Here is a 19,564-nt window from a genome sequence, read left to right on the forward strand (position 1 = left end):
CACAATCGTTACAAACGTGACCGGTAGTTGTGTGCTGTTGGTTATCGCAGTGCGGCAAGGACTTGATCGCGGACTTGAGCCCTCTGCGCTTCGTCGCTGAGGGGGCGACCAGCGCGGTCCACAACATAGAAGACGTCCACCGCCTCCGCGCCGAGAGTCTCTACGCGAGCGGCTCTCACGTCAAGACCGCACTCGCCGAACGCCCGTCCGATCCGCCACAGGAGCCCCGGCCTGTCATGGGCCCTGACTTCCACCACAGTGGCGGTCGCGGAGGCGTCGTCGACCAGTGTCACCCGAGGTGGCGCCACGGGTACGCGAGGCGGCCGCACCGACCGGCTACGGCGGGCCAGCCGTTGCTCGATGTCAAGACGCCCAGCAAGGACCAGGCGCAGGTCGGACTCCAGCGTCGCGGGGTCGGGAGGGGACCCGTACTCGGGGATGACCGAGAACTCGATCACCGCCGTCGAGCCGGCGGAGGCGGACGAGGCGGAGCGCACGACGAGCCGGTGCGCGGACAGCACGCCGGCGGCGCTCCACAGCAGGCCCACCCGGTCGGGCGCGACGACCGTGACCGCTCCCCCGTTCACGCGCACGGCGCCGCCGCCGTGGCGGGCCAGCGCGGCCTGCTCGGACGAGAGCGTGGGCGGCTTGGGCGGCGGCGAGCCCGCCAGCACGGACCTGACCCGGCGCACCAGGTCGGCGACCAGGCCGGCCTTCCAGCTGTTCCAGGCCGCGGGGCCGGTCGCGTTGCCGTCGGCGACCGCCAGCGCGGCCAGCAGGTCGAGCACCTCCCGCGAGCCGACGGTCGCGGCGACCTTCTCGATCGTGACGGGGTCGTCGAGGTCCCTGCGCGTGGCGGTCTCGGGCAGCAGCAGGTGGTGGCGTACGACGGTGGCCAGCGTCTCGACGTCGTGCGGCGGCAGGCCGATCCGGGTGGCGATGTCGCGCACGACGACCTCGCCGGTCGCCGAATGGTCGCCCGGCCAGCCCTTGCCCACGTCGTGCAGCAGAGCTCCGATGAGCAGGAGGTCGGGACGGGAGACCTCGCGGGTGTGGCTGGCCGCGTTCGCGGCGGCCTCGATCAGGTGACGGTCGACGGTGAAGCGGTGGATCGGGTTGCGCTGCGGGCGGTGGCGCACGCGCTCCCAGTCAGGGAGCAGCTTGACAAGGATGCCCGCCTGGTCGAGCTCCTCCCACACGGGCACGGCGGCACGCCCGGCGCCGAGGATCGACACCAGCGCGTCACGCGCCTCCTCCGGCCACGGCACCGGCATCGGCGGCGACTGAGCTGCCAGGACGGACACCGTGGCAGGCGCGAGCGGCAGCCCGGAGTCGGCCGCCGCGGCGGCGGCACGCAGCACCAGGACCGGGTCCTTGCGCGGGTCGACCCCGCGGGCGAGCACCACCTCGCCGCCGTGCTCGACCACGCCGTCGGCCAGCGGGCGGCGGCCCCGCGGGGCGGGCCCTGACACCAGCCTGTCAACGGTGCGCCAGGTGGCGTCGAAGGCGTGGGAGACGGTCCGGCCGGCCTCGGCCAGCCTGCGCATCAGGGCCTCGGCGTCCAGCAGGCCGAGCAGCCCGGCCACCGCGTCCTGCTCCTGCAGCACCAGCCGGTCGGTGCCGCGGGCGGTGACGACGTGCAGCGCGTGCCGCACGTCCAGGATGAACTCGTACGCCTCCCGCGCCCGCGGCCCCGGCGCCGAGGCGACCCAGGCGGCGGCCACGGCCTGCATCGCCTGCACGTCGCGGAGCCCGCCGCGGCCGTCCCTGAGGTCGGGCTCCAGGAGGAAGGCCAGCTCGCCGCTGGTCTGGGCCCGCTTGTCGGCCGCCTCGCGCAGCTCGCCGAGCCTGCGCCGGGAGTCGGCGCGCCATTCGGCCAGCACCGCCTCCCTGGCCTTCCTGGTCAGGTCGGGGTCGCCGGCCACGTGCCTGGCCTGGATGAGGCCCAGCACGGCCTTGAGATCCTGCCGGGCGACGGAGACCGCCTCTTCCACCGTGCGTACGGAGTGGTCGAGGCTGACCGCCGAGTCCCAGATCGGGTACCAGATCCGGTCGGCGATCCTGGCCACGTCGGCCCGGCCGTTGTGAAGCAGCACCAGGTCGAGGTCGCTGCCGGGCGCCAGCTCCCCTCTTCCCAGGCTCCCGACGGCGACCAGTGAGACGTGGTCGCCGTCGCTCGCCGTGCGGAAGAGATCCTTGAGCCAGCGATCGGTGTCCGTGGTCCGCTCCTTGCGGGCCGCGGCGTACGAACGGGCCTCTCCCCTCACTGTCGTGCCCCCTTGCCGAGCTCCGCCAGGACGCCGTTGTCCTGGCTTCGCCACGGATCCATGGAAACCCTGAAGACCTTCACCCGGACGCCTTTGGCCAGGTTCCTCACAGGGCTTCCGGACCCCGTTCGCCGGTGCGCACCCGGATGACGGTGTCGACCGGCACCGACCAGACCTTGCCGTCACCGATCTTGCCGGTGTGCGCGGCCTTGACGATGACGTCGATCACGTCCTCGGCGTCATCCTCTTCGGCGAGGACCTCCAGCCGGACCTTCGGCACCAGGTCCACCTGGTACTCGGCGCCGCGGTAGACCTCGGTGTGGCCGCGCTGGCGGCCGTAGCCGCTCGCCTCGCTGACCGTCATGCCCTTGACGCCGAACTGTTCGAGTGCGGCCTTCACGTCATCGAGCTTGAAGGGCTTGATGATCGCCGTGATGAGCCTCATGCGTCCACCTTCTTTGCAGCCGGGGCGACGGGACCGTTGGGGGAGCTCACGCCCGAGGCGTAAACGGTGCCGAGGTCGTAGCCGGTCTCGGCGTGGGTGGAGACGTCGACGCCGGTGACCTCGGCCTCCTGGGCGATGCGGAAGCCCATGGTCTTGTCGATGATCTTACCGATGACCCAGGACATCACGAAGGAGTAGCCGCCGACGGCGACCGGGCCGAGCACCTGGAGGCCGAGCTGGCTGATCTGCCCGCCCTCGATCAGGATGCCCTTGTTCTGGCCGGGCAGGAACGGGTAGGCCGCGACGAAGCCCAGCGCGACCGCGCCGATGACGCCGCCGACCAGGTGCACGCCGACCACGTCGAGGGAGTCGTCGAAGCCCAGCTTGTACTTCAGGCCCACGGCGTAGGCGCAGCCCACACCGGCGAGCAGGCCGATGACCACGGCCGCCCACGGGTCCACGAAACCGCAGGCCGGGGTGATGGCGACCAGACCGGCCACCGCGCCGGAGGCGACGCCGAGCGTGGTCGCGTGACCGTCGCGCAGCTTCTCCACCACGAGCCAGGCACCGGCGGCGACGGCCGTGGCGACCTGGGTGTTCATGAAGGCCAGACCGGCGGTCTGGTCGGGGGCCAGCTCGGAGCCGGCGTTGAAGCCGAACCAGCCGAACCACAGCAGACCGGTGCCGAGCAGCACCAGGGTCAGGTTGTGCGGCCGCATGGGCTCCTTGCGCCAGCCCGTGCGCTTGCCCAGGACGAGCGCGAGCGCGAGGGCCGCGGCGCCGGCGTTGATGTGGACGACCGTACCGCCGGCGAAGTCCTCGATGCCGAGCTGCGTCAGCCAGCCGCCGCCCCAGACCCAGTGGGCGACGGGGAAGTACACCACCGTGGCCCACACGAGGGAGAACAGCACCCACGCGCCGAACTTGGCCCGGTCGGCGATGGCGCCGCTGATCAGCGCGACGGTGATGATCGCGAACGTGAGCTGGAAGGCGGAGAACACCATCAGCGGGAAGTTGTCGGCGGCGGCGGCCTCGGCCGTCACGTTCCCGCCCTCGACGATCAAGCCCTCATAGACGGCGTTGAAGACCCCGCTCAGACCGACGAAGTCGAGTCCTCCGATGATCTGGTTGATACCGCCGCCTTCGCCGGCCGTATCGAACGCGAGGGAGTAGCCGTACAGCACCCAGGCGACCGTCACGACGATGATGGCGACGAACGACATCATCATCATGTTGAGAACGCTCTTGGCCCGGGTCATACCCCCGTAGAAGAACGCGAGGCCCGGAGTCATCAGCAGCACCAGGGCGGTGCATACCAGCATCCAGGCGGTAGTGCCGCTGTCGATCATCGAAGCGACCCTCCTTCTTACATGTGACGTGTGGCCACAGCGTGTTCGCCTGGGGTTTCGTGGCTCGACCAGGCGTGTTTCACATTCGTGAATCTCGCCGCACTGGTGTTTCACGTTCGTTTCGGGCTTCTCACACAGCCGTTTTTGGCTGTGCCAAACCGAACATGCGATACTTAGGCTTGCCTTACCTAAGCGATCAAGGAATGCTCATGCGCCTCCGCCTGGCCATCGCCGCCATGCTCCCCGTGTTAGCGCTTACCGCGTGCGGGACCTCGACCACCACTCAGGAAGCCGGTCCCACCAGGACCGTGAAGCACGCCATGGGCGAGACCAAGGTGCCCATGACCCCGCAGCGCGTCGTCGTGCTCGACACGGACAAGCTCGACACCATGGTCTCCCTCGGGCTCTCCCCCGTCGGCGCGGCCCAGGCCCAGGAGAACCAGACCTGGCCCGAATACCTCGGCTCCGCCCTGGCGAACACCAAGCCGGTCGGCACGCTCCAGCAGCTCAACATCGAGGCCATCATGGCGCTCAAGCCCGACCTCATCCTCGGCTCCAAGTTCCGGCAGGCGGCGTTCTACGACAAGCTCGCCAAGATCGCCCCGACCGTGTTCACCGAGAAGGTCGGCATCACCTGGAAGGAGAACTTCCTGCTCGACGCCGAGGCGCTGGGCAAGAAGGACCAGGCGCAGCAGCTCCTGTCCGGGTACGAGACGCGGGCCAAGGAGGTGGGCGCCAAGTTCTCCAAGCTCCAGGTCGGCATCGTGCGTTTCATGCCGACCGAAATCCGCCTGTACGGCCCGGAGTCGTTCAGCGGCATCGTGCTGGGCGACGCGGGCATCCCGCGGCCGGAGGCGCAGCAGCTCGCCGACCAGGAGGACAAGCGCTTCGGCAAGATCAGCCAGGAGAACATCGCGAAGGGCGACGCCGACGCGATCTTCTACACCGCGTACGGCGAGGCGGCGGCCAAGTCGCAGGCCGAGGTCACCGCCGGGCCGCTGTGGAAGAACCTCAAGGCGGTCAAGGCCGGGCATGCCTTCAACGTGGACGACGAGATCTGGATGACGGGAATCGGCGTCACCGCCGCCGGCAAGATCCTCGACGACCTGGACAAGCACCTGACGCCGCTCGCCTGAGCCGCGCCGGGCCGCCCATCCTGACGACGGCGCCGCTCAGCCGACTCCTGACGACGGCGCCGCTCAGCCGACTCCTGACGACGGCGCCGCTCAGCCGACTCCTGACGACGGCGCCGCTCAGCCGACCCGTACAGGGTCGCCCTTCCTGACGACACCGGGCCGCAGGACCCGCGCGTACACCCCCGCGCAGGCCTGCGGCGCCAGGTCGAACACCGGCACCCGGTTGTGCCTGGCCACCGTCCGCAACGCGTCGGGGTCGCGCTCCAGCGCCCCGTGCGCCAGCGTCGGCACCGCGCAGCGCGGGCTGGCCACGATGACGTGCAGCACCACGTCCTCGCCGACGTGCAGCTCCCGTCCCACCCAGTCGTTCTCCACGAAGCCCTCCGGCTCCGTCGCGATCACCAGGTTCGGCCGGTAGCGGAGGGCCTCGACGTGCCCGCGCGGGCCGAGCGCGCCGATCCGCTCGACGGTGGAGGTGGTGATCAGGTGGATCGGGGCGAAGTCGAAGAACGTGCCCTCGGGGGAGCCCGTCCCGAGCGTGGTGATGGTGTGCGGCACCTCGGCCTCGATGCCCTCGGCCAGCACCTGCTCCGGCACCGACCGCTCCAGCTCGGCGCCCTGCGGCGGCACGTCGATCAGCCGGACCTCGCGGCCGAGCAGCTCCGACAGCTCCGCGTCGCCGGGCGCCCGCGCGCCCTCGATGGTCAGCAGCCCGCGCCAGAGCCGGGGGTTCTTGGCACTGGCGATCTTCCCGGTCGCGACGTCGAGCACGGCCCGCGCCCGGTCCCCGGCGAGCCCGCGCTCGGTCACCCGGCTCTCGGCGACCTCTTCCCCCAGCATGGATTTGACCGGATAACGGCGCAGTGTCTCGACCCGCATGCCGCCGATCTTATGCCTGCCTATCCCCGGGCCCAGAACCTCCGCAGGTGAGGCACCAGCTCGTCGGCCCGCTCCTCCGGGAAGAACAGCCGCCCGCCCTCGATCTCCACGATCTCCTTGACGCCCGGGATCGTGTCGCGCAGCCACCGCGCCCAGCTCACGTCGAAGAACGTGTCGCCCGTGCCCCACACCAGCAGCGTCGGCACGGTCAGCACGGTGAGCTGCGGCTCGATGGCGATCAGGTCCTTGGCGTCGATGGCGGTCAGCAGCCGCTCGAACGCCCGCCCGCCGCCCGGCTTGCTCAGGATCGGCCTGATGTACGCCTCCACCACCGCCTTCGGGTCGTCGAGGCGCTCGTAGCCGTCACCGAAGGCGGTCCTGGCCAGCAGCTCCGGCTGGTCGAGCAGGAGCGCGGTGAGGCCGGCCAGCTCGCCCCTGGCCGCCAGCTCGACCGTGGGCCTGAACGCCTCGGGCGGGGTGTTGGTGTGCACGTCGCAGTTGGTGAGGGTGAGCGTGCGCAGGCGTTCGCGGTGCCGTACGGCGAAGACCTGGCACACCGCGCCGCCGGTGTCGTTGCCGACGAGGTCGATGTCGGTGAGGCCGAGGTGCTCGCAGAGCTCCTCGACGGCCTCGGCCAGCGCGGGGATCGACAGGTCGTCGCGCGGGTCGCTGCCGCCGTGCAGCGGTAAGTCGACGGCCACGCAGCGGCGCTCGTCGCGCAGCTCGCCGATGACGTGGCGCCACAGGTGGGAGCTGGTGCCCACGCCGTGCACGAACAGGGCGACCGGGCCCTCGCCCTGGTCCACGTAGCTGATGCCGTCCATGCGGTGATCCCCCTTTTACAAACCGACTGTCGGTCTATGAAATTACCGACCGATAGTCGGTTTGTCTAGAGTGGCACCATGAACCTCAAGGCGGAACGCGGCGCGGCCACCCGCGAAAGGGTCCTGACCATCGCCACGCGGCTGTTCGCCGAGCGCGGCTACGACGACACCTCCATCGAGACGGTGCTGCAGGAGTCGGGGCTGAGCAGAGGGGCGCTCTACCACCACTACGCGGGCAAGGAGGCCCTGTTCGAAGCCGTGCTGGAGGCCACGGAGGCAGGCGTGGGCGCCAAGATCGTGCAGGCGGTCCGCGGCGCCGGAAGCCCGGAGGCGGCGCTGCGCATCGGCATCCGCACCTGGATCCGGCTCGCCGGCGACCCCGTCATCAAGCGCATCGTCCTCATCGACGCGCCGGCGGTGCTGGGCTGGGAGCGATGGCGCGCCCTGGAGGAGCGCTACTCGTTCGGCATGCTGAAGTCGGCCCTCGACGCCACGGGCACGGTGCCGGCCGCGTACCTGGACCTGCACGCGCACATGCTGCTGGCCGCGATCAACGAGAGCGCGCTGCTGGTCGCGCGGGGCGGCGACCACGCCACGGCGGAGGCCGCCGTCGAGGAGTTCCTGCGCCGCCTCCTGCGCACGGACTGACCCGCGAAACGGAACAACGGGCCGCCGCCGACGCGCCACCTCCCCAGGTGCGTCGGCGACAGCCCGTCGGACAGATCGTCAGGCGGCCGCGGTCGCCATCTTGCGCAGCCGCGCCAGCGCGTCACGCTCGATGCGGCGGGCGCGGTCGCGGCCGATGCCGTACCGCTCCCCCACCTCGGTCAGCGTGTGCTCGCGCCCGTCCACCAGCCCGTAGCGCCACCGCAGCATCTCGCTGGTGGGGCCCTCCAGGCCGGTGAGCCACTGGTCGAGCCGCTCCCGCTCCAGGATGTCGATCGCCTGCTGCTCGGGATCGGCCCACGTCTCGTCGGCGATCATGTCGCCGAGCTCGGTCTCGTCCTCGTCGCCCACCCCGAGCTGGAGCGAGACCGGGTCGGAGGCCCAGCGCCGCAGCTCGCGAACCCGCTCGATCGGCAGATCGAGCATGCCGGCGAGATCGTCATCGGTCGGCTCGGCGTCGAACTCCGCCAGCATGTCGCGCCGCACCCGCATCAGCCGGGTCATCTGCTCCCCGGCGTGCGTGGGCAGCCGCACCGGCCGGGCCTGCTCGTGAATGGCCCGCCCCACCGACTGCCTGATCCACCACGTGGCGTAGGTGGAGAACTTGTACCCCCGGCGGTAGTCGAACTTCTCCACCGCGCGGACCAGACCCAGGTTCCCCTCCTGGACCAGGTCGATCAGCGGCATCCCCCGACCCGAATATTTCCTGGCCACCGCCACCACGAGGCGCAGGTTGGCCTGAATGAACTCCTCCTTGGCCCGCTGGCCCGAAATGGCCAGGCGCTCCAGCTCCTCGTCGGCCGCGTCCCCGATCCGCGGCTCCGAGCCCCCGCTGTCGAGCAGCTGCTCGGCGAAGAGGCCCGCCTCGATGCGCTTGGCGAGCTCCACCTCTTCCTCCGCCGTGAGCAGCGGGACCCGGCCGATCTCGGCCAGATATGTCCCCAGCAGATCGCGATCAGCGACGTGCTGCTCCTGCGTGCGACTCCCCGTAGGCCTTGCCATCCCCAGGCACCTCGTTCCGCAGCTGCGTTCTATACCCGGCCAACGTCCGGCCAGAGGCAAAGATTCCCTCAACAACTACGCCTGCGGGATGGTTCTGGATGTCCTCCTAAAGGAGGAGACCGCCGTGAAACACCTGGTGAACGAGGGGAACGCCGGGCCGGTAAGCCAGATGCACGTAGGAGGGGGCGTCGAGGATGACGAGGTCCGCGCGAGCTCCGCGCCCCAGCCAGCCTACGTCCGTACGGCGCAGCGCGCGCGCCCCTCCGTACGTCGCCGCCCTGATCGCCTCCAGCGGCGTCATCCGCATCTCGCGCACGGCCAGCGCCACGCAGAACGCCATCGACGACGTGAACGACGAGCCGGGGTTGCAGTCGGTCGCCAGCGCCACGGTCACCCCGGCGTCGATCAGCCGCCGAGCGTCCGGGTACGGCGAGCGGGTGGAGAACTCGGCGCCCGGCAGCAGCGTCGCCACCGTCCCCGACGAGGCGAGCGCGTCCACGTCGGCCGCCGTCAGGTGGGTGCAGTGGTCGGCGGAGGCGGCGCCCAGCTCGCAGGCGATGCGCACCCCGGGCCCCTCGGTGAGCTGGTTGGCGTGCACGCGCACCCCCAGCCCGGCCTTCAGCCCGGCCGAGAGGATCTCCCGCGTCTGGTCCCCGTCGAACGCGCCCCGCTCGCAGAACACGTCCACCCACTTCGCGTACGGGGCGCACGCCTCCAGCATCTCCCCGGCCACGAGCCGCACGTAGGAGTCGGCGTCCATGTCCGCCGGCACGACGTGCGCCCCCAGGAAGGTGGTCTCGTCGGTGAGCGTGGTGGCGATCTCCAGCGAGCGCCGCTCGTGCTCGACGGACAGGCCGTAGCCGCTCTTGATCTCCACGGTGGTCGTGCCCTGCGCGCGCATCTCGCGTACCAGGGAGTAGGCGTGGGTGGCCAGCTCGGCCTCGCCGGCCTCGCGGGTGGCGGCGACCGTGGTCCTGATGCCGCCCCCGGTGTACGGCTCGCCGGACATGCGGGCCTGGAACTCGGCCGTGCGGTCACCGGCGAAGATCAGGTGGGCGTGGCTGTCCACGAAGCCGGGGATCACCGCCCGGCCTCCGGCGTCCACGCGCTCGTCGGCGGCGGGGGCCCCGGCCGCCGGGCCGCACCAGGCGACCGTGCCGTCCTCGATGACGAGCGCGGCGTCCGGGATCTCCTCCCGCTCCGGGTCGCCCGTGTAGAGGAGCCCGATCTGGTCGATCAACGTGGTGGTGGTCATCTCAGCTCCTCGATCGCCTCGGTCAGCAGGGCGGCGACGTCGCCCAGCACGTGCCTGCCCGCCGCAACCACCCGCCGCCCGCCGGACACCACGGAGTGCACGTCGGCCGCCGTCGCCGCGAACACCACGGCCTCCAGCCCGGACGCGCCCGCCGTGCGTACGGAGTCGAGCCGCACCGACACCAGGTCGGCCCAGGCGCCGGGCACGAGCAGCCCGGCGTCGGGGAAGCCGAGCGAGGTGTGACCCGCGCCCGTGGCGGCGGCGAGCAGGTCGGCGGCGGGCCAGTGGCCGCGTTTCCTGCTGGCCAGCCGCTCGTTCAGCTCCATGCCCCTGGCCTCCTCGAACAGGTCGATCACGGCGTGGCTGTCGGAGCCCAGCGTGAGGCACGCGCCCCTGTCGGCGGCGGCCCTGGCCGGGCCGATGCCGTCGGCCAGGTCGCGTTCGGTGGTCGGGCACATGCAGATGTACGTGCCCGACTGCCCGAGCAGCTCGATGTCCACGTCCGTCAGGTGGGTGGCGTGCACGGCGGTCGAGCGCGGGCCGAGCGCCCCGCGCTCGTGCAGGACCTGGACGGGCGTGGCCGCGTACCTCTCCACGCAGGCCGTGTTCTCCGCCCGCTGCTCGGAGACGTGCATGTGCAGCGGAGCCGCATGCCGGTGGGAGAACTCCGCGACGACCGGCATCTGGTCGGGCGGCACCGCCCGCACGGAGTGGATGGCCGCGCCGATCTCCACGTCGGGCTGCCCCTCGTAGGCCGCCGCCAGCAGCTCGGCCCGGGCCGCCCAGTGCTCGGAGTCGCCGTCGCTGAAGCGGAGCTGCACGTCGGACAGGGGCACGCCGATGCCGCCCGACAGGTAACAGGTGTCGAGGAGCGCGATGCGCAGGCCGGCGGCGCGGGCCGCGTGGATGAGGGCGTGCCCCATCGCGTTGGGATCGTCCTGGTACGGGCGCCCGCCCTGGTCGTGGTGCAGGTAGTGGAACTCCCCCACGCACGTGATGCCCGCCAGCGCCATCTCGGCGTAGACCGCCGTGGCCAAGCGCTGGTAGGAGCGGGGGTCGAGGCGGGCGGCCACCTCGTACATGCGCTCGCGCCAGGTCCAGAAGTCGCCCTGGCCGCGCTGGGTGGCGCCGCGCAGCGCGCGGTGGAAGGCGTGGGAGTGGGCGTTGGCCAGGCCGGGGATCGTCAGCCCCGGCAGCCGCTCGGCCGACCCCGGCGGGCCCTGGCCGATGCGCCTGATCCTGGTGCCGTCGATCTCGACGAGCACGCCGTCGGCGATCCCGTCGGGCAGCCAGGCCCGCTCGCACCAGTAGGTCAGCGACACAGCTCCTCCAGCACGTCCGCGAGTGCCACGACTCCCGCCTCGCAGTCTGCCTGTTCGGCGTGCTCGCCGGGGGAATGGGACACGCCGGTGGGGTTCCTGACGAACAACATCGCGCTCGGGACGCCTGCCGCGGCGAGGATCCCGGCGTCGTGACCGGCGCCCGTGGGCAGGATCGGCGCGGGCGTGTCGCCCCCGGCGGCCCTGGCGATCCGGTCCCTGAGCCCGGTGTCGAAGGTGACGACCGGGGTCCACGACTCCTCGCGCACCTCCGCGCCCGCGCAGACCTCGGAAAGCTCGGCCACCAGCGCGCGCACGGCGTCCTCGTCGGCGCCGCGCGTGTCCAGCCAGGCGGAGGCCAGGCCGGGGATGGCGTTCGCGTTGCCGGGCGAGACGCGGACCTTGCCGACCGTGGCCACCACCCCGCGGCGCTCGGCCGCCTCGCGCGCGGCCAGCACCATGCGGGCCAGCGGCAACATCGGATCGTCCCTGTCGGCCAGCCTGGTGGTGCCCGCGTGGTCGGCCCGCCCGCGGAAGTCGAACCGCCACCGCCCGTGCGGCCAGATGGCGCCGGCCACTCCCACGGGACGGCCCTCGGTGACGAGCCCGCGGCCCTGCTCCACGTGCAGCTCGACGAACGTGCCGACGGCGGCCAGCGTCTCGTCGTCCCGCCCGAGCCGGTCCGGCCTGCGCCCGGCCCGCTTCAGCACGTCGGCCAGGGTGTCGCCGTCGTCGTCGGTGAGCGCGAGCGCCCGCTCGGGCGGGAGCATCCCGGTGAGCAGCCGCGACCCCGCGCACGGCACGCCGAACCTGGCGCCCTCCTCGTCGCTGAAGCAGGCCACGCCCAGGGGGACGGACGGCGTCACGTCCCGCTCGCGCAGCAGGTCGAGCGCGGCGAAGGCCGACACGACGCCGAGCGGCCCGTCGTACGCGCCGCCCTGCCGTACGGAGTCGAGGTGGCTGCCGGTGACGACGCCCGGGCGCTCCGGCGACGGGGCGCCCCACCAGGCCCACAGGTTGCCGTTGCGGTCTTCCCGCAGGGCGAGGCCGCGCCGCCCGGCCTCGCCCGCGAACCACTCGCGCAGCTCCAGGTCGGCCTCCGACCACGCGTCGCGAACGTAACCGCCGGTCTCCGGATCTCGTCCTATGTGCGCGAGTTGCTCAAGCATGGAGCCAACTCTAGTGAATGAATCCATTCACTTCAGTTGACCGGCCCTCCCCTGGGGCGCAGCGTCAGCTCGGTGAGGTGCGCGTCGGGCCCGGCCGTGACGGCCGCCAGCACGGCCCTGGCCACGGTCTCCGGCTTGAGGTACTTCTCGGGCTCGAACTCCCCGCCTTCGTAATCGCGCACGCCGCGCTGCATGTCGGTGGCGGTCCGGCCCGGGTAGACGGTGGTGACCCGGAGCGCGGGCTCCTCCAGCCGCAGCGCGTCGGCGAACGCCTTGAGCGCGAACTTGCTGGCCGCGTACGAGGCCCAGTGGGGGTTGGCCCGCTGGCCGGAGCCCGAGTTGACGCACACGACGTGTCCCTCGGCGGCGCGCAGCGCGGGCAGCAGCAGCCGGGTCAGCTCGGCGACCGCGACGACGTTGACCTCCATGGTCCGCAGCCACACGTCGGCGGGCGTGTCGGCGATCCGGCCGAGCACGCTGATCCCGGCGCTGTGCACGAGGACGTCGAGCCGTTCGACGTCCTCGACGTCGGCCGCCGTGACCCGGGTCAGCTCCACCGGCCAGGGCCGGGCGCCGGGCAGCTCGGCGGCCAGGGCGGCCAGCGCCGCCTCGTCGCGTCCGCCGAGCAGGACGTCGTGGGTCGGGGCCAGGGCCCTGGCGACGGCCGCGCCGACACCCCTGGAGGCGCCTGTGACCAGCGCCTTCGGTCGATCAGTCATGGGAGGCAGCTTATTGAAGCTCGCCGGGGTGGAAGGTGCCGGTCTCCTCGGTCATCCGCTCGTACTCGTCGAGCCTGGCCTGGGTGCGCAGCGGCGCCGCGTCGGCCATGGCCTCCACCAGGGCCATGGCCAGCGCCAGCGGCGCCGCGTGAGAGTCGAACACGAGCCGGTCGCCCACAGGTGCGTCCAGCACGATCTCGGCGGGGAAGTCGGGCTTGTCGGTGATGGCGGCCACCCGGAGCCCGAGCTTCCCGGCGTACTCCAGGCCGTGCAGCGCCTCCGCCGGGTAGCGCGGCAGGACCACGGCCACCACCCACTCGGCCCCGGCCCGGCGGGCGGCGTGCAGCCCGTCGACCAGCTCGGAGCCGCCGTGGGTGAGCAGCCGCACGTCGGGGTGGATGCGGCGGGCGTAGTAGGCGAACGTGGTGGCCAGCCCGCACGAGACGCGCAGCCCGAGCACGGGCAGCGGCTCGGTGGCGGCGAGCTGCTCGCCCAGCTCCTTGAGTGGGAACGCCGCCAGCCGCTCCCTGACCAGGGCGAGATTGCGGATCTCGCAGTCGATCGCGCCGCGCAGCAGGCTCTCCTGCGGCGCCTCGACCCCGCCCCCGAGCACCAGCGGCCGCAGCGCCTGCCGCAGCTCGGGGTAGCCGGCGAAGCCCAGCACCATGGCGAACCTGGTCACGGAGGGCTGGCTGACGCCGGCCCGCTCCGCCAGCTCCACGCTGGACAGGAAGATCGCCTCGTCCAGGTGCTCGCTGAGATAGTGCGCGATCCTCCGCTGTACGGGCGACAGCCTCCGGCCATCCAGGAGCACGTCGAGCCCGCCGTGATATCCGTCCGCCACGCCACCTCCAACACCGCGGACCCGGCATTCTCATCCCGTTGCAGAGTCACGACTCCCGCATCGGAATACGTACTCCCTTGTCCTCGGCCACCCGCGCGGCCTCCTCGTAGCCCGCGTCCACGTGGCGCATCACGCCGGTGCCCGGGTCGTTGGTGAGCACGCGGTTGAGCTTCTCGCGGGCCAGCGCGCTGCCGTCGGCCACCGTCACCTGGCCGGCGTGGATGGAGCGGCCGATGCCGACGCCGCCGCCGTGGTGGATGGACACCCAGGCGGCGCCGGAGGCGGTGTTGAGCATGGCGTTGAGCAGCGGCCAGTCGGCGATCGCGTCGGAGCCGTCGGCCATGGACTCCGTCTCGCGGTAGGGGGAGGCGACGGAGCCGCTGTCGAGGTGGTCGCGGCCGATCACGATCGGCGCCTGGAGCTCGCCGGAGGCCACCATGTCGTTGAACCGCTCGCCTGCGACGTCGCGCTCGCCGTAGCCGAGCCAGCAGATGCGCGCCGGCAGGCCCTGGAAGTGCACCTTCTCCCCGGCCTTCCTGATCCACCTGGCCAGCGCCTCGTTCTCGGGGAACAGCTCCAGGATGGCCCGGTCGGTGGCGGCGATGTCGGCCGGGTCGCCGCTCAGCGCGGCCCACCGGAACGGGCCCTTGCCGGCGCAGAACAGCGGCCTGATGTAGGCGGGCACGAAGCCGGGGAAGTCGAAGGCGCGCGCGTAGCCGGCCAGCTTGGCCTCGCCCCTGATGGAGTTGCCGTAGTCGAACACCTCCGCCCCGGCGTCCTTGAAGCCCACCATGGCCTCGACGTGCCGGGCCATCGACGTGCGGGCCCGCTCGGTGAAGCCGGCCGGGTCCTTGTCGCGCTCGGCGGCCATGTCCTCGAAGGCCACGCCGAGCGGCAGGTACATCAGCGGGTCGTGGGCGGAGGTCTGGTCGGTGACGATGTCGATCTCGGCGCCGCGGGCCAGCAGGTCGGGCACGGCCTCGGCGGCGTTGCCGACCACGCCGATCGACAGCGGCCTGCGGGCGTCGCGGGCCTCGTACGCCAGCCGCAGCGCCTCGTCCAGCGAGGCCGCCTCGACGTCGAGGTAGCGGTGCTCGATGCGGCGGGACACCGAGCGCGGGTCGCAGTCGACGCAGATGGCCACGCCGCCGTTCATGGTGATGGCCAGGGGCTGGGCGCCGCCCATGCCGCCGAGGCCGGCGGTGAGCGTGATGGTGCCTGCCAGGGTGCCGCCGAACCGCTTGTCCGCCACCGCGGCGAACGTCTCGTAGGTGCCCTGCAGGATGCCCTGGGTGCCGATGTAGATCCACGAGCCCGCGGTCATCTGCCCGTACATGGTGAGCCCGGCCGCCTCCAGCCGCCGGAACTCCTCCCAGTTCGCCCAGTCGGGCACCAGGTTGGAGTTGGCGATGAGCACCCGGGGCGCCCACTCGTGGGTGCGGAAGACGCCCACGGGGCGCCCTGACTGCACCAGCAGCGTCTCGTCGCCCTCCAGCGTGGTCAGCGTCCTGACCAGCGCGTCGAACGACGGCCAGTCACGCGCCGCCCGGCCCGAGCCGCCGTAGACGACGAGCTGCTCGGGATGCTCGGCCACCTCGGGGTCCAGGTTGTTCTGGAGCATGCGCAGGGCGGCCTCCTGCGGCCAGCCCTTCGCGGTGATCGTGCTGCCTCGCGGGGCGCGGACTGTCCTGCTCATGGGTGGTGGTCCCTTCGTGAATGAACCCATTCACGAAGAGACTAACCGGAATATCGGCTTCAGCCGCAGTGGAAGACCGGGCTGTTGTAGTTGGCCCACGAGTTGTCCCTGGCCTGGACGCCCGCCTGGACCTGGATGCAGCGGCCCTTGCCGGGGACGCTGACCGGGCCGGCGTACTGGCCGAACTGGCCGCTGTCCTGGCCGACCTTGTAGAAGTCGCGGTGGCACCTGCTCACGGACCAGCCCTTGCCGCAGGCGTACAGGGACAGGATCATGCCCTTCTTCGTCCCGTAGTTGACCACGCGGTCGAGACGGGCGCAGTTCTTGCCCGTCGAGGAGCTGTAGTAGAGCTTGAGCGTGCCGTAGGTCCTGCTGCCCTTCTTGACGGCGATACTGTCGACCAGCCTGCCGCCGCAGGACGCGGCCTCGGCGGGGGTGGCGCCGACCGCGAGGGGAACGACGCTGCCTCCCACCAGAGCCAGGGCGGCAAGACCGATCTTGGCGAGCTTCACGGAAATCATCATCCGACCGTAGGCACGAACTCCTAATTACGGATGTCCGTAAACTGACAAGATCGTTAACCCACCAGGAACTGGGTGGCCGCCAGCTCCCTGTACAGCTCGTCCTCGCCCACCAGCTCGTCATGCGTGCCCACCGCCCGCACGCCGCCCGACTCCATGACCACGATCCGGTCGGCGCCCGTCACCGTGGACAGGCGGTGCGCGATGACCAGCACCGTCGTCTCCTGCGCGACCTCGGCGATGACCTCGCGCAGGCGCAGCTCGTTGACCGCGTCGAGCTGCGAGGTGGCCTCGTCGAGCAGCAGCAGCCTGGGCTTGCGCAGCAGCGCCCTGGCGATCGCCACGCGCTGCCGCTCGCCGCCCGACAGCAGCACGCCCCGGTGCCCGACCGGCGTCTCCAGCCCTTCGGGCAGCCTGGCCACCAGGTCGTCGAGCCTCGTACGCGCGATCGCCCGGCGCAGCTCCTCCTCCGTGGCGTCCTGGGCGGCGAACAGCAGGTTCTCCCGCAGCGTGCCGGCCAGCACGGGCGCGTCCTGCTCGACGTAGCCGAGCGCGGCCCGCAGCTCGCCCAGCGGCCAGTCGCGGATGTCCCTGCCGTCGACGAGGATCGTGCCGCCCTGGTGCTCGTAGAAGCGCTCCAGCAGCGCGAACACCGTGGACTTGCCCGCTCCCGAGGGCCCGACCAGCGCGGTCATGCCGCCGGGCGGCACCTCGAAGCTCACGCCGTCGTGCACCACGGGCCGGTCGTCGCCGTACCTGAAGACCACGTCCTCGAAGCGCACCCCGACCGGCCGGCCGTCCTCCGGCGCCGCGACGCTCACCGGCTCGGCGGGCAGCTCCTCGATCTCCTTGATCCGCTTCATCGCGGCGAGCCCCTGCTGGAGCTGCACCCCGCCCTGCACGAGCTGCCCGATCGGCGGCACCAGGTAGAACAGGTAGAGCAGGAACGCGATCAGCGACGACACCTCCAGCGTGCCCGAGGCGACCCGCGCGCCGCCGACCGCCAGCACGGCCAGGAACGCGATCTGCACCGCCATCCACGTCGCCACCCCCGCGAGCGACGTCCAGCCGGCGACCTGCAGACCGCGGTCCCGGGCCTGCGTGGCGGCCTCGCCGACCACGGCGATCTCCCGCTCCTCCGCGCCGCTGGCCTTGACCGTCCTGTACGCCTGCAGCGCCCGGTCCAGCACGGCGCCCATCTCGCCCACGGCCTCCTGGGCGTGCGACTGCGCCCGCTGGATCTTCGGCATGATGAGCGCGACCAGCCCGCCGATCAGCACCACGATCAGCAGCGTGACCAGCAGCAGCACGCCGTCCATCGTGGCCATCAGGACGATCGCGCCGACCAGCATGAACGCCGCGCTGACGGACTCCACGATGCCGTTGGTCAGCACGGCGCGCAGCAACGTCGTGTCACCGGTGACCCGCGACAGCAGGTCGCCGGGCTTGAGCCGGTCGACGTCGGCGACCTTGAGCCGCAACATCCGGTCCACGAGCCTGCGCCGGGCGCCGAGCACGATGCCCTCGCCCGTCCGCTCCATCAGATAGCTTCCCCCGGCCGAGACGACGGCGCCGACCAGCACCGCCACGGTCAGCCACATCAGCGGCCCGGCCATCGACCCGCCCTGGCCGAACGCGTCCACCACGTACTTGGCCAGCAACGGCATCGACAGGCCCGCCGCCGACCCGATCAAGCTCAGTAACCCGCCCAGGAGGAGGACTCTCCGGTGCGGGCGGACGTAGGCGAGCAGCTCCTTGACCACCGCATCTCCTTTCACGATATTTCTCAACTTCTCTCCAACGAACGGAGCGCCCCGTTCTGCACCGCCGAGACAGAGTCAACCTAGATTGACGACTTAAGTATGTCAACTTTAGTTGACACTCATTCTCGGGGAGGAGACCGACATCCGGCGGCGGCCCGCGGACGAATAGGGCGTCGAGGAATCCGGCCGGAACCTCGAACGTCACGATCAGCCCTTCCCGAAAGGACCGAACATGGAGCTCCGGATCAACCGGCGCGCTCTAGTCGGACTTGGTCTCGCCGTAGCGGTCGCCGCCTCGTCGATGGCCGTGCTCCGCACCGACTCCGGCACCGCTTCCTCACACCGCGAGGCCCCGGCGATCTCGAACGACCCGCAGCACGACAACACCGACGTGTACGCGTTCGTCAGCCCCGACAAGCCCGACTCCGTGACCCTGATCTCGAACTGGATCCCGTTCGAGGAGCCCAACGGCGGCCCGAACTTCTACCCGTTCGCCACCAGGTCGCGGCACAACATAAAGATCGACAACGATGGCGACGGCAAGTCCGACATCGTGTACGAGTGGACGTTCCGCAACGAGGACAAGCGCGGCAACGCCACGTTCCTCTACAACAACGGCCCCGTCACCTCGCTGAACGACGAGAACCTGCTCTTCCGCCAGCGCTACACGCTCAAGCGGATCACGCCCAGCGGCTCCAAGACCCTGGTCGGCGACGGCATCGTCGCCCCCAGCAACGTCGGCGCCGCCTCCATGCCGAACTACGCGACCCTGCGCAACCAGGCGATCAAGAACCTCCCCGGCGGCGGCAAGACCTACTCCGGGCAGTCGGACGAGGCCTTCTTCCTCGATCTGCGCGTGTTCGACCTGCTCTACGGCGGTGACCTGTCCCTCGTCGGCCAGGACACCCTCAAGGGCTACAACGTCAACACCGTGGCCCTCCAGGTTCCCCAGGCCGACCTGGCGCTCAAGGGCGACCCCAAGCGCAACCCGGTGATCGGCGTCTGCTCCACCACCGACAAGTTCAACGGCAACTCGTTCGTGCAGGTCTCCCGCCTGTGCAACCCGCTGGTGAACGAGCTGGTGGCGGCCGCCGGCATGAAGGACGCCTACAACGCGCTCGACCCGTCCAAGGACGCGGACGTCAAGGCGCTGGTCGACCGGGTCACCAACCCCGAGGTCGCCAGGCTCCTCGAGTCCATCTACGGCATCAAGGCGCCCGCGACGCCGCGCAACGACCTGGTCCAGATCTTCCTGAGCGGCATCGCCAAGGACAACGGCCCCATCAAGGCCGACCTGAACGCGCAGTCGCTCAACAAGGACGCCGGCAAGCAGCGCGGCTCCGAGCAGCTACGGCTGAACATGTCGATCCCCGTCACCAAGGACCCGAACAGGCTCGGCGTCCTCGGCGGCGACCTGCAGGGCTTCCCGAACGGCCGCCGGCTCGCCGACGACGTCGTGGACATCGAGCTGCAGGCCGTGGCCGGCGCCGCGCAGAGCGGCAAGCTCATCCCCGGCCTGACGGACAAGGTGGACGCGAACGACAAGCCCTTCGACAAGACGTTCCCGTACATCCCGCTGCCGAGCAACGTGGCAGTGAACCAGCGATGACCTCGTGACCGGCCTGCTCCCTCTCCAAGCCGACCGGTCACTCCCCGGCGGCAGACCTCCCGTCTCCCATCGTCTGCCGCCACAGAAAAGGGCCGGCCGGC

General features: G+C 71.3%; 17 protein-coding genes. 3 read left to right on the forward strand and 14 right to left on the reverse strand.

Going from position 1 to position 19,564, the window contains the following annotated elements; all coding sequences use genetic code 11:
- Window positions 1-41: 41 nt before the first annotated feature.
- The 3 genes from ACBJ32_RS19200 to ACBJ32_RS19210 all read right to left on the reverse strand — a co-directional run bounded on the left by ACBJ32_RS19200 (window position 42) and on the right by ACBJ32_RS19210 (window position 4,061).
- Window positions 42-2,267 carry a [protein-PII] uridylyltransferase gene (locus ACBJ32_RS19200; protein WP_375127879.1) on the reverse strand — a complete coding sequence of 742 codons (2,226 nt, stop codon included), beginning with the start codon at window positions 2,265-2,267 and terminating at the stop codon, window positions 42-44.
- Window positions 2,268-2,373: 106 nt separating this feature from the next.
- A complete protein-coding gene (locus ACBJ32_RS19205; protein WP_329583889.1) occupies window positions 2,374-2,712 on the reverse strand; it encodes a P-II family nitrogen regulator in 339 nt (112 codons plus the stop codon).
- Window positions 2,709-4,061: an ammonium transporter gene (locus ACBJ32_RS19210; RefSeq protein ID WP_357875560.1), complete on the reverse strand. Its 1,353-nt coding sequence runs from the start codon at window positions 4,059-4,061 to the stop codon at window positions 2,709-2,711. Before ACBJ32_RS19210 ends, ACBJ32_RS19205 begins: the two co-directional genes overlap by 4 nt.
- Window positions 4,062-4,270: 209 nt before the next feature.
- Here ACBJ32_RS19210 and ACBJ32_RS19215 point away from each other — a divergent pair, with 209 nt between their 5' ends.
- Window positions 4,271-5,197: an ABC transporter substrate-binding protein gene (locus ACBJ32_RS19215; RefSeq protein WP_375127880.1), complete on the forward strand. Its 927-nt coding sequence runs from the start codon at window positions 4,271-4,273 to the stop codon at window positions 5,195-5,197.
- A gap of 117 nt (window positions 5,198-5,314) precedes the next feature.
- Here ACBJ32_RS19215 and ACBJ32_RS19220 read toward each other — a convergent pair whose 3' ends face one another.
- Window positions 5,315-6,076 carry an MOSC domain-containing protein gene (locus tag ACBJ32_RS19220; protein ID WP_375127881.1) on the reverse strand — a complete coding sequence of 254 codons (762 nt, stop codon included), beginning with the start codon at window positions 6,074-6,076 and terminating at the stop codon, window positions 5,315-5,317.
- A gap of 20 nt (window positions 6,077-6,096) precedes the next feature.
- A complete protein-coding gene (locus tag ACBJ32_RS19225) occupies window positions 6,097-6,900 on the reverse strand; it encodes an alpha/beta fold hydrolase (RefSeq protein ID WP_375127882.1) in 804 nt (267 codons plus the stop codon).
- Window positions 6,901-6,978: 78 nt separating this feature from the next.
- Here ACBJ32_RS19225 and ACBJ32_RS19230 point away from each other — a divergent pair, with 78 nt between their 5' ends.
- Window positions 6,979-7,548: a TetR/AcrR family transcriptional regulator gene (locus ACBJ32_RS19230; protein ID WP_375127883.1), complete on the forward strand. Its 570-nt coding sequence runs from the start codon at window positions 6,979-6,981 to the stop codon at window positions 7,546-7,548.
- Window positions 7,549-7,626: 78 nt separating this feature from the next.
- Here ACBJ32_RS19230 and ACBJ32_RS19235 read toward each other — a convergent pair whose 3' ends face one another.
- The 9 genes from ACBJ32_RS19235 to ACBJ32_RS19275 all read right to left on the reverse strand — a co-directional run bounded on the left by ACBJ32_RS19235 (window position 7,627) and on the right by ACBJ32_RS19275 (window position 17,854).
- Window positions 7,627-8,568, reverse strand: coding sequence for a sigma-70 family RNA polymerase sigma factor (locus ACBJ32_RS19235; RefSeq protein WP_357875570.1), 942 nt, complete (start codon window positions 8,566-8,568; stop codon window positions 7,627-7,629).
- Window positions 8,569-8,674: 106 nt separating this feature from the next.
- Complete coding sequence (gene hutI / locus ACBJ32_RS19240; protein ID WP_375127884.1) at window positions 8,675-9,823, reverse strand: imidazolonepropionase; 1,149 nt, start codon at window positions 9,821-9,823, stop codon at window positions 8,675-8,677.
- Window positions 9,820-11,145, reverse strand: a complete 1,326-nt coding sequence (locus tag ACBJ32_RS19245) for a formimidoylglutamate deiminase (RefSeq protein WP_375127885.1) — start codon at window positions 11,143-11,145, stop codon at window positions 9,820-9,822. The genes hutI and ACBJ32_RS19245 overlap by 4 nt, the downstream gene beginning before the upstream one ends.
- On the reverse strand, window positions 11,136-12,311 hold the full coding sequence (locus ACBJ32_RS19250; protein ID WP_375127886.1) for an allantoate amidohydrolase: 1,176 nt from the start codon (window positions 12,309-12,311) through the stop codon (window positions 11,136-11,138). The genes ACBJ32_RS19245 and ACBJ32_RS19250 overlap by 10 nt, the downstream gene beginning before the upstream one ends.
- Before the next feature lie 32 nt (window positions 12,312-12,343).
- A complete protein-coding gene (locus ACBJ32_RS19255; protein ID WP_375127887.1) occupies window positions 12,344-13,030 on the reverse strand; it encodes an SDR family oxidoreductase in 687 nt (228 codons plus the stop codon).
- 10 nt (window positions 13,031-13,040) lie between these two features.
- The gene (locus ACBJ32_RS19260; protein WP_357875580.1) at window positions 13,041-13,874 is read right to left on the reverse strand and encodes a MurR/RpiR family transcriptional regulator; all 834 of its coding nucleotides are present in this window, start codon (window positions 13,872-13,874) and stop codon (window positions 13,041-13,043) included.
- Between the two features lie 46 nt (window positions 13,875-13,920).
- Window positions 13,921-15,570, reverse strand: coding sequence for a urocanate hydratase (hutU, locus tag ACBJ32_RS19265; RefSeq protein WP_375127888.1), 1,650 nt, complete (start codon window positions 15,568-15,570; stop codon window positions 13,921-13,923).
- A gap of 59 nt (window positions 15,571-15,629) precedes the next feature.
- Window positions 15,630-16,082 (reverse strand): hypothetical protein, encoded by a 453-nt coding sequence (locus ACBJ32_RS19270; protein WP_375127889.1) that lies wholly within the window; start codon window positions 16,080-16,082, stop codon window positions 15,630-15,632.
- A gap of 65 nt (window positions 16,083-16,147) precedes the next feature.
- A complete protein-coding gene (locus tag ACBJ32_RS19275) occupies window positions 16,148-17,854 on the reverse strand; it encodes an ABC transporter ATP-binding protein (RefSeq protein WP_375127890.1) in 1,707 nt (568 codons plus the stop codon).
- A 232-nt stretch (window positions 17,855-18,086) separates the two neighbouring features.
- Here ACBJ32_RS19275 and ACBJ32_RS19280 point away from each other — a divergent pair, with 232 nt between their 5' ends.
- Window positions 18,087-19,463 (forward strand): DUF4331 domain-containing protein, encoded by a 1,377-nt coding sequence (locus tag ACBJ32_RS19280; protein ID WP_375127891.1) that lies wholly within the window; start codon window positions 18,087-18,089, stop codon window positions 19,461-19,463.
- The last annotated feature ends 101 nt before the right edge of the window (window positions 19,464-19,564 follow it).

This window comes from Nonomuraea sp. GTA35, from assembly GCF_041950525.1.
Taxonomy (GTDB): domain Bacteria; phylum Actinomycetota; class Actinomycetes; order Streptosporangiales; family Streptosporangiaceae; genus Nonomuraea.

Coding starts and splice junctions, on each gene's coding strand:
- ACBJ32_RS19250 (WP_375127886.1), bottom strand. CDS start 12,311: ATGCTTGAGCAACTCGCGCACATAGGACGAGATCCGGAGACCGGCGGT.
- ACBJ32_RS19230 (WP_375127883.1), top strand. CDS start 6,979: ATGAACCTCAAGGCGGAACGCGGCGCGGCCACCCGCGAAAGGGTCCTG.
- hutI (WP_375127884.1), bottom strand. CDS start 9,823: ATGACCACCACCACGTTGATCGACCAGATCGGGCTCCTCTACACGGGC.
- hutU (WP_375127888.1), bottom strand. CDS start 15,570: ATGAGCAGGACAGTCCGCGCCCCGCGAGGCAGCACGATCACCGCGAAG.
- ACBJ32_RS19210 (WP_357875560.1), bottom strand. CDS start 4,061: ATGATCGACAGCGGCACTACCGCCTGGATGCTGGTATGCACCGCCCTG.
- ACBJ32_RS19280 (WP_375127891.1), top strand. CDS start 18,087: ATGGAGCTCCGGATCAACCGGCGCGCTCTAGTCGGACTTGGTCTCGCC.
- ACBJ32_RS19225 (WP_375127882.1), bottom strand. CDS start 6,900: ATGGACGGCATCAGCTACGTGGACCAGGGCGAGGGCCCGGTCGCCCTG.
- ACBJ32_RS19220 (WP_375127881.1), bottom strand. CDS start 6,076: ATGCGGGTCGAGACACTGCGCCGTTATCCGGTCAAATCCATGCTGGGG.
- ACBJ32_RS19215 (WP_375127880.1), top strand. CDS start 4,271: ATGCGCCTCCGCCTGGCCATCGCCGCCATGCTCCCCGTGTTAGCGCTT.
- ACBJ32_RS19255 (WP_375127887.1), bottom strand. CDS start 13,030: ATGACTGATCGACCGAAGGCGCTGGTCACAGGCGCCTCCAGGGGTGTC.
- ACBJ32_RS19235 (WP_357875570.1), bottom strand. CDS start 8,568: ATGGCAAGGCCTACGGGGAGTCGCACGCAGGAGCAGCACGTCGCTGAT.
- ACBJ32_RS19205 (WP_329583889.1), bottom strand. CDS start 2,712: ATGAGGCTCATCACGGCGATCATCAAGCCCTTCAAGCTCGATGACGTG.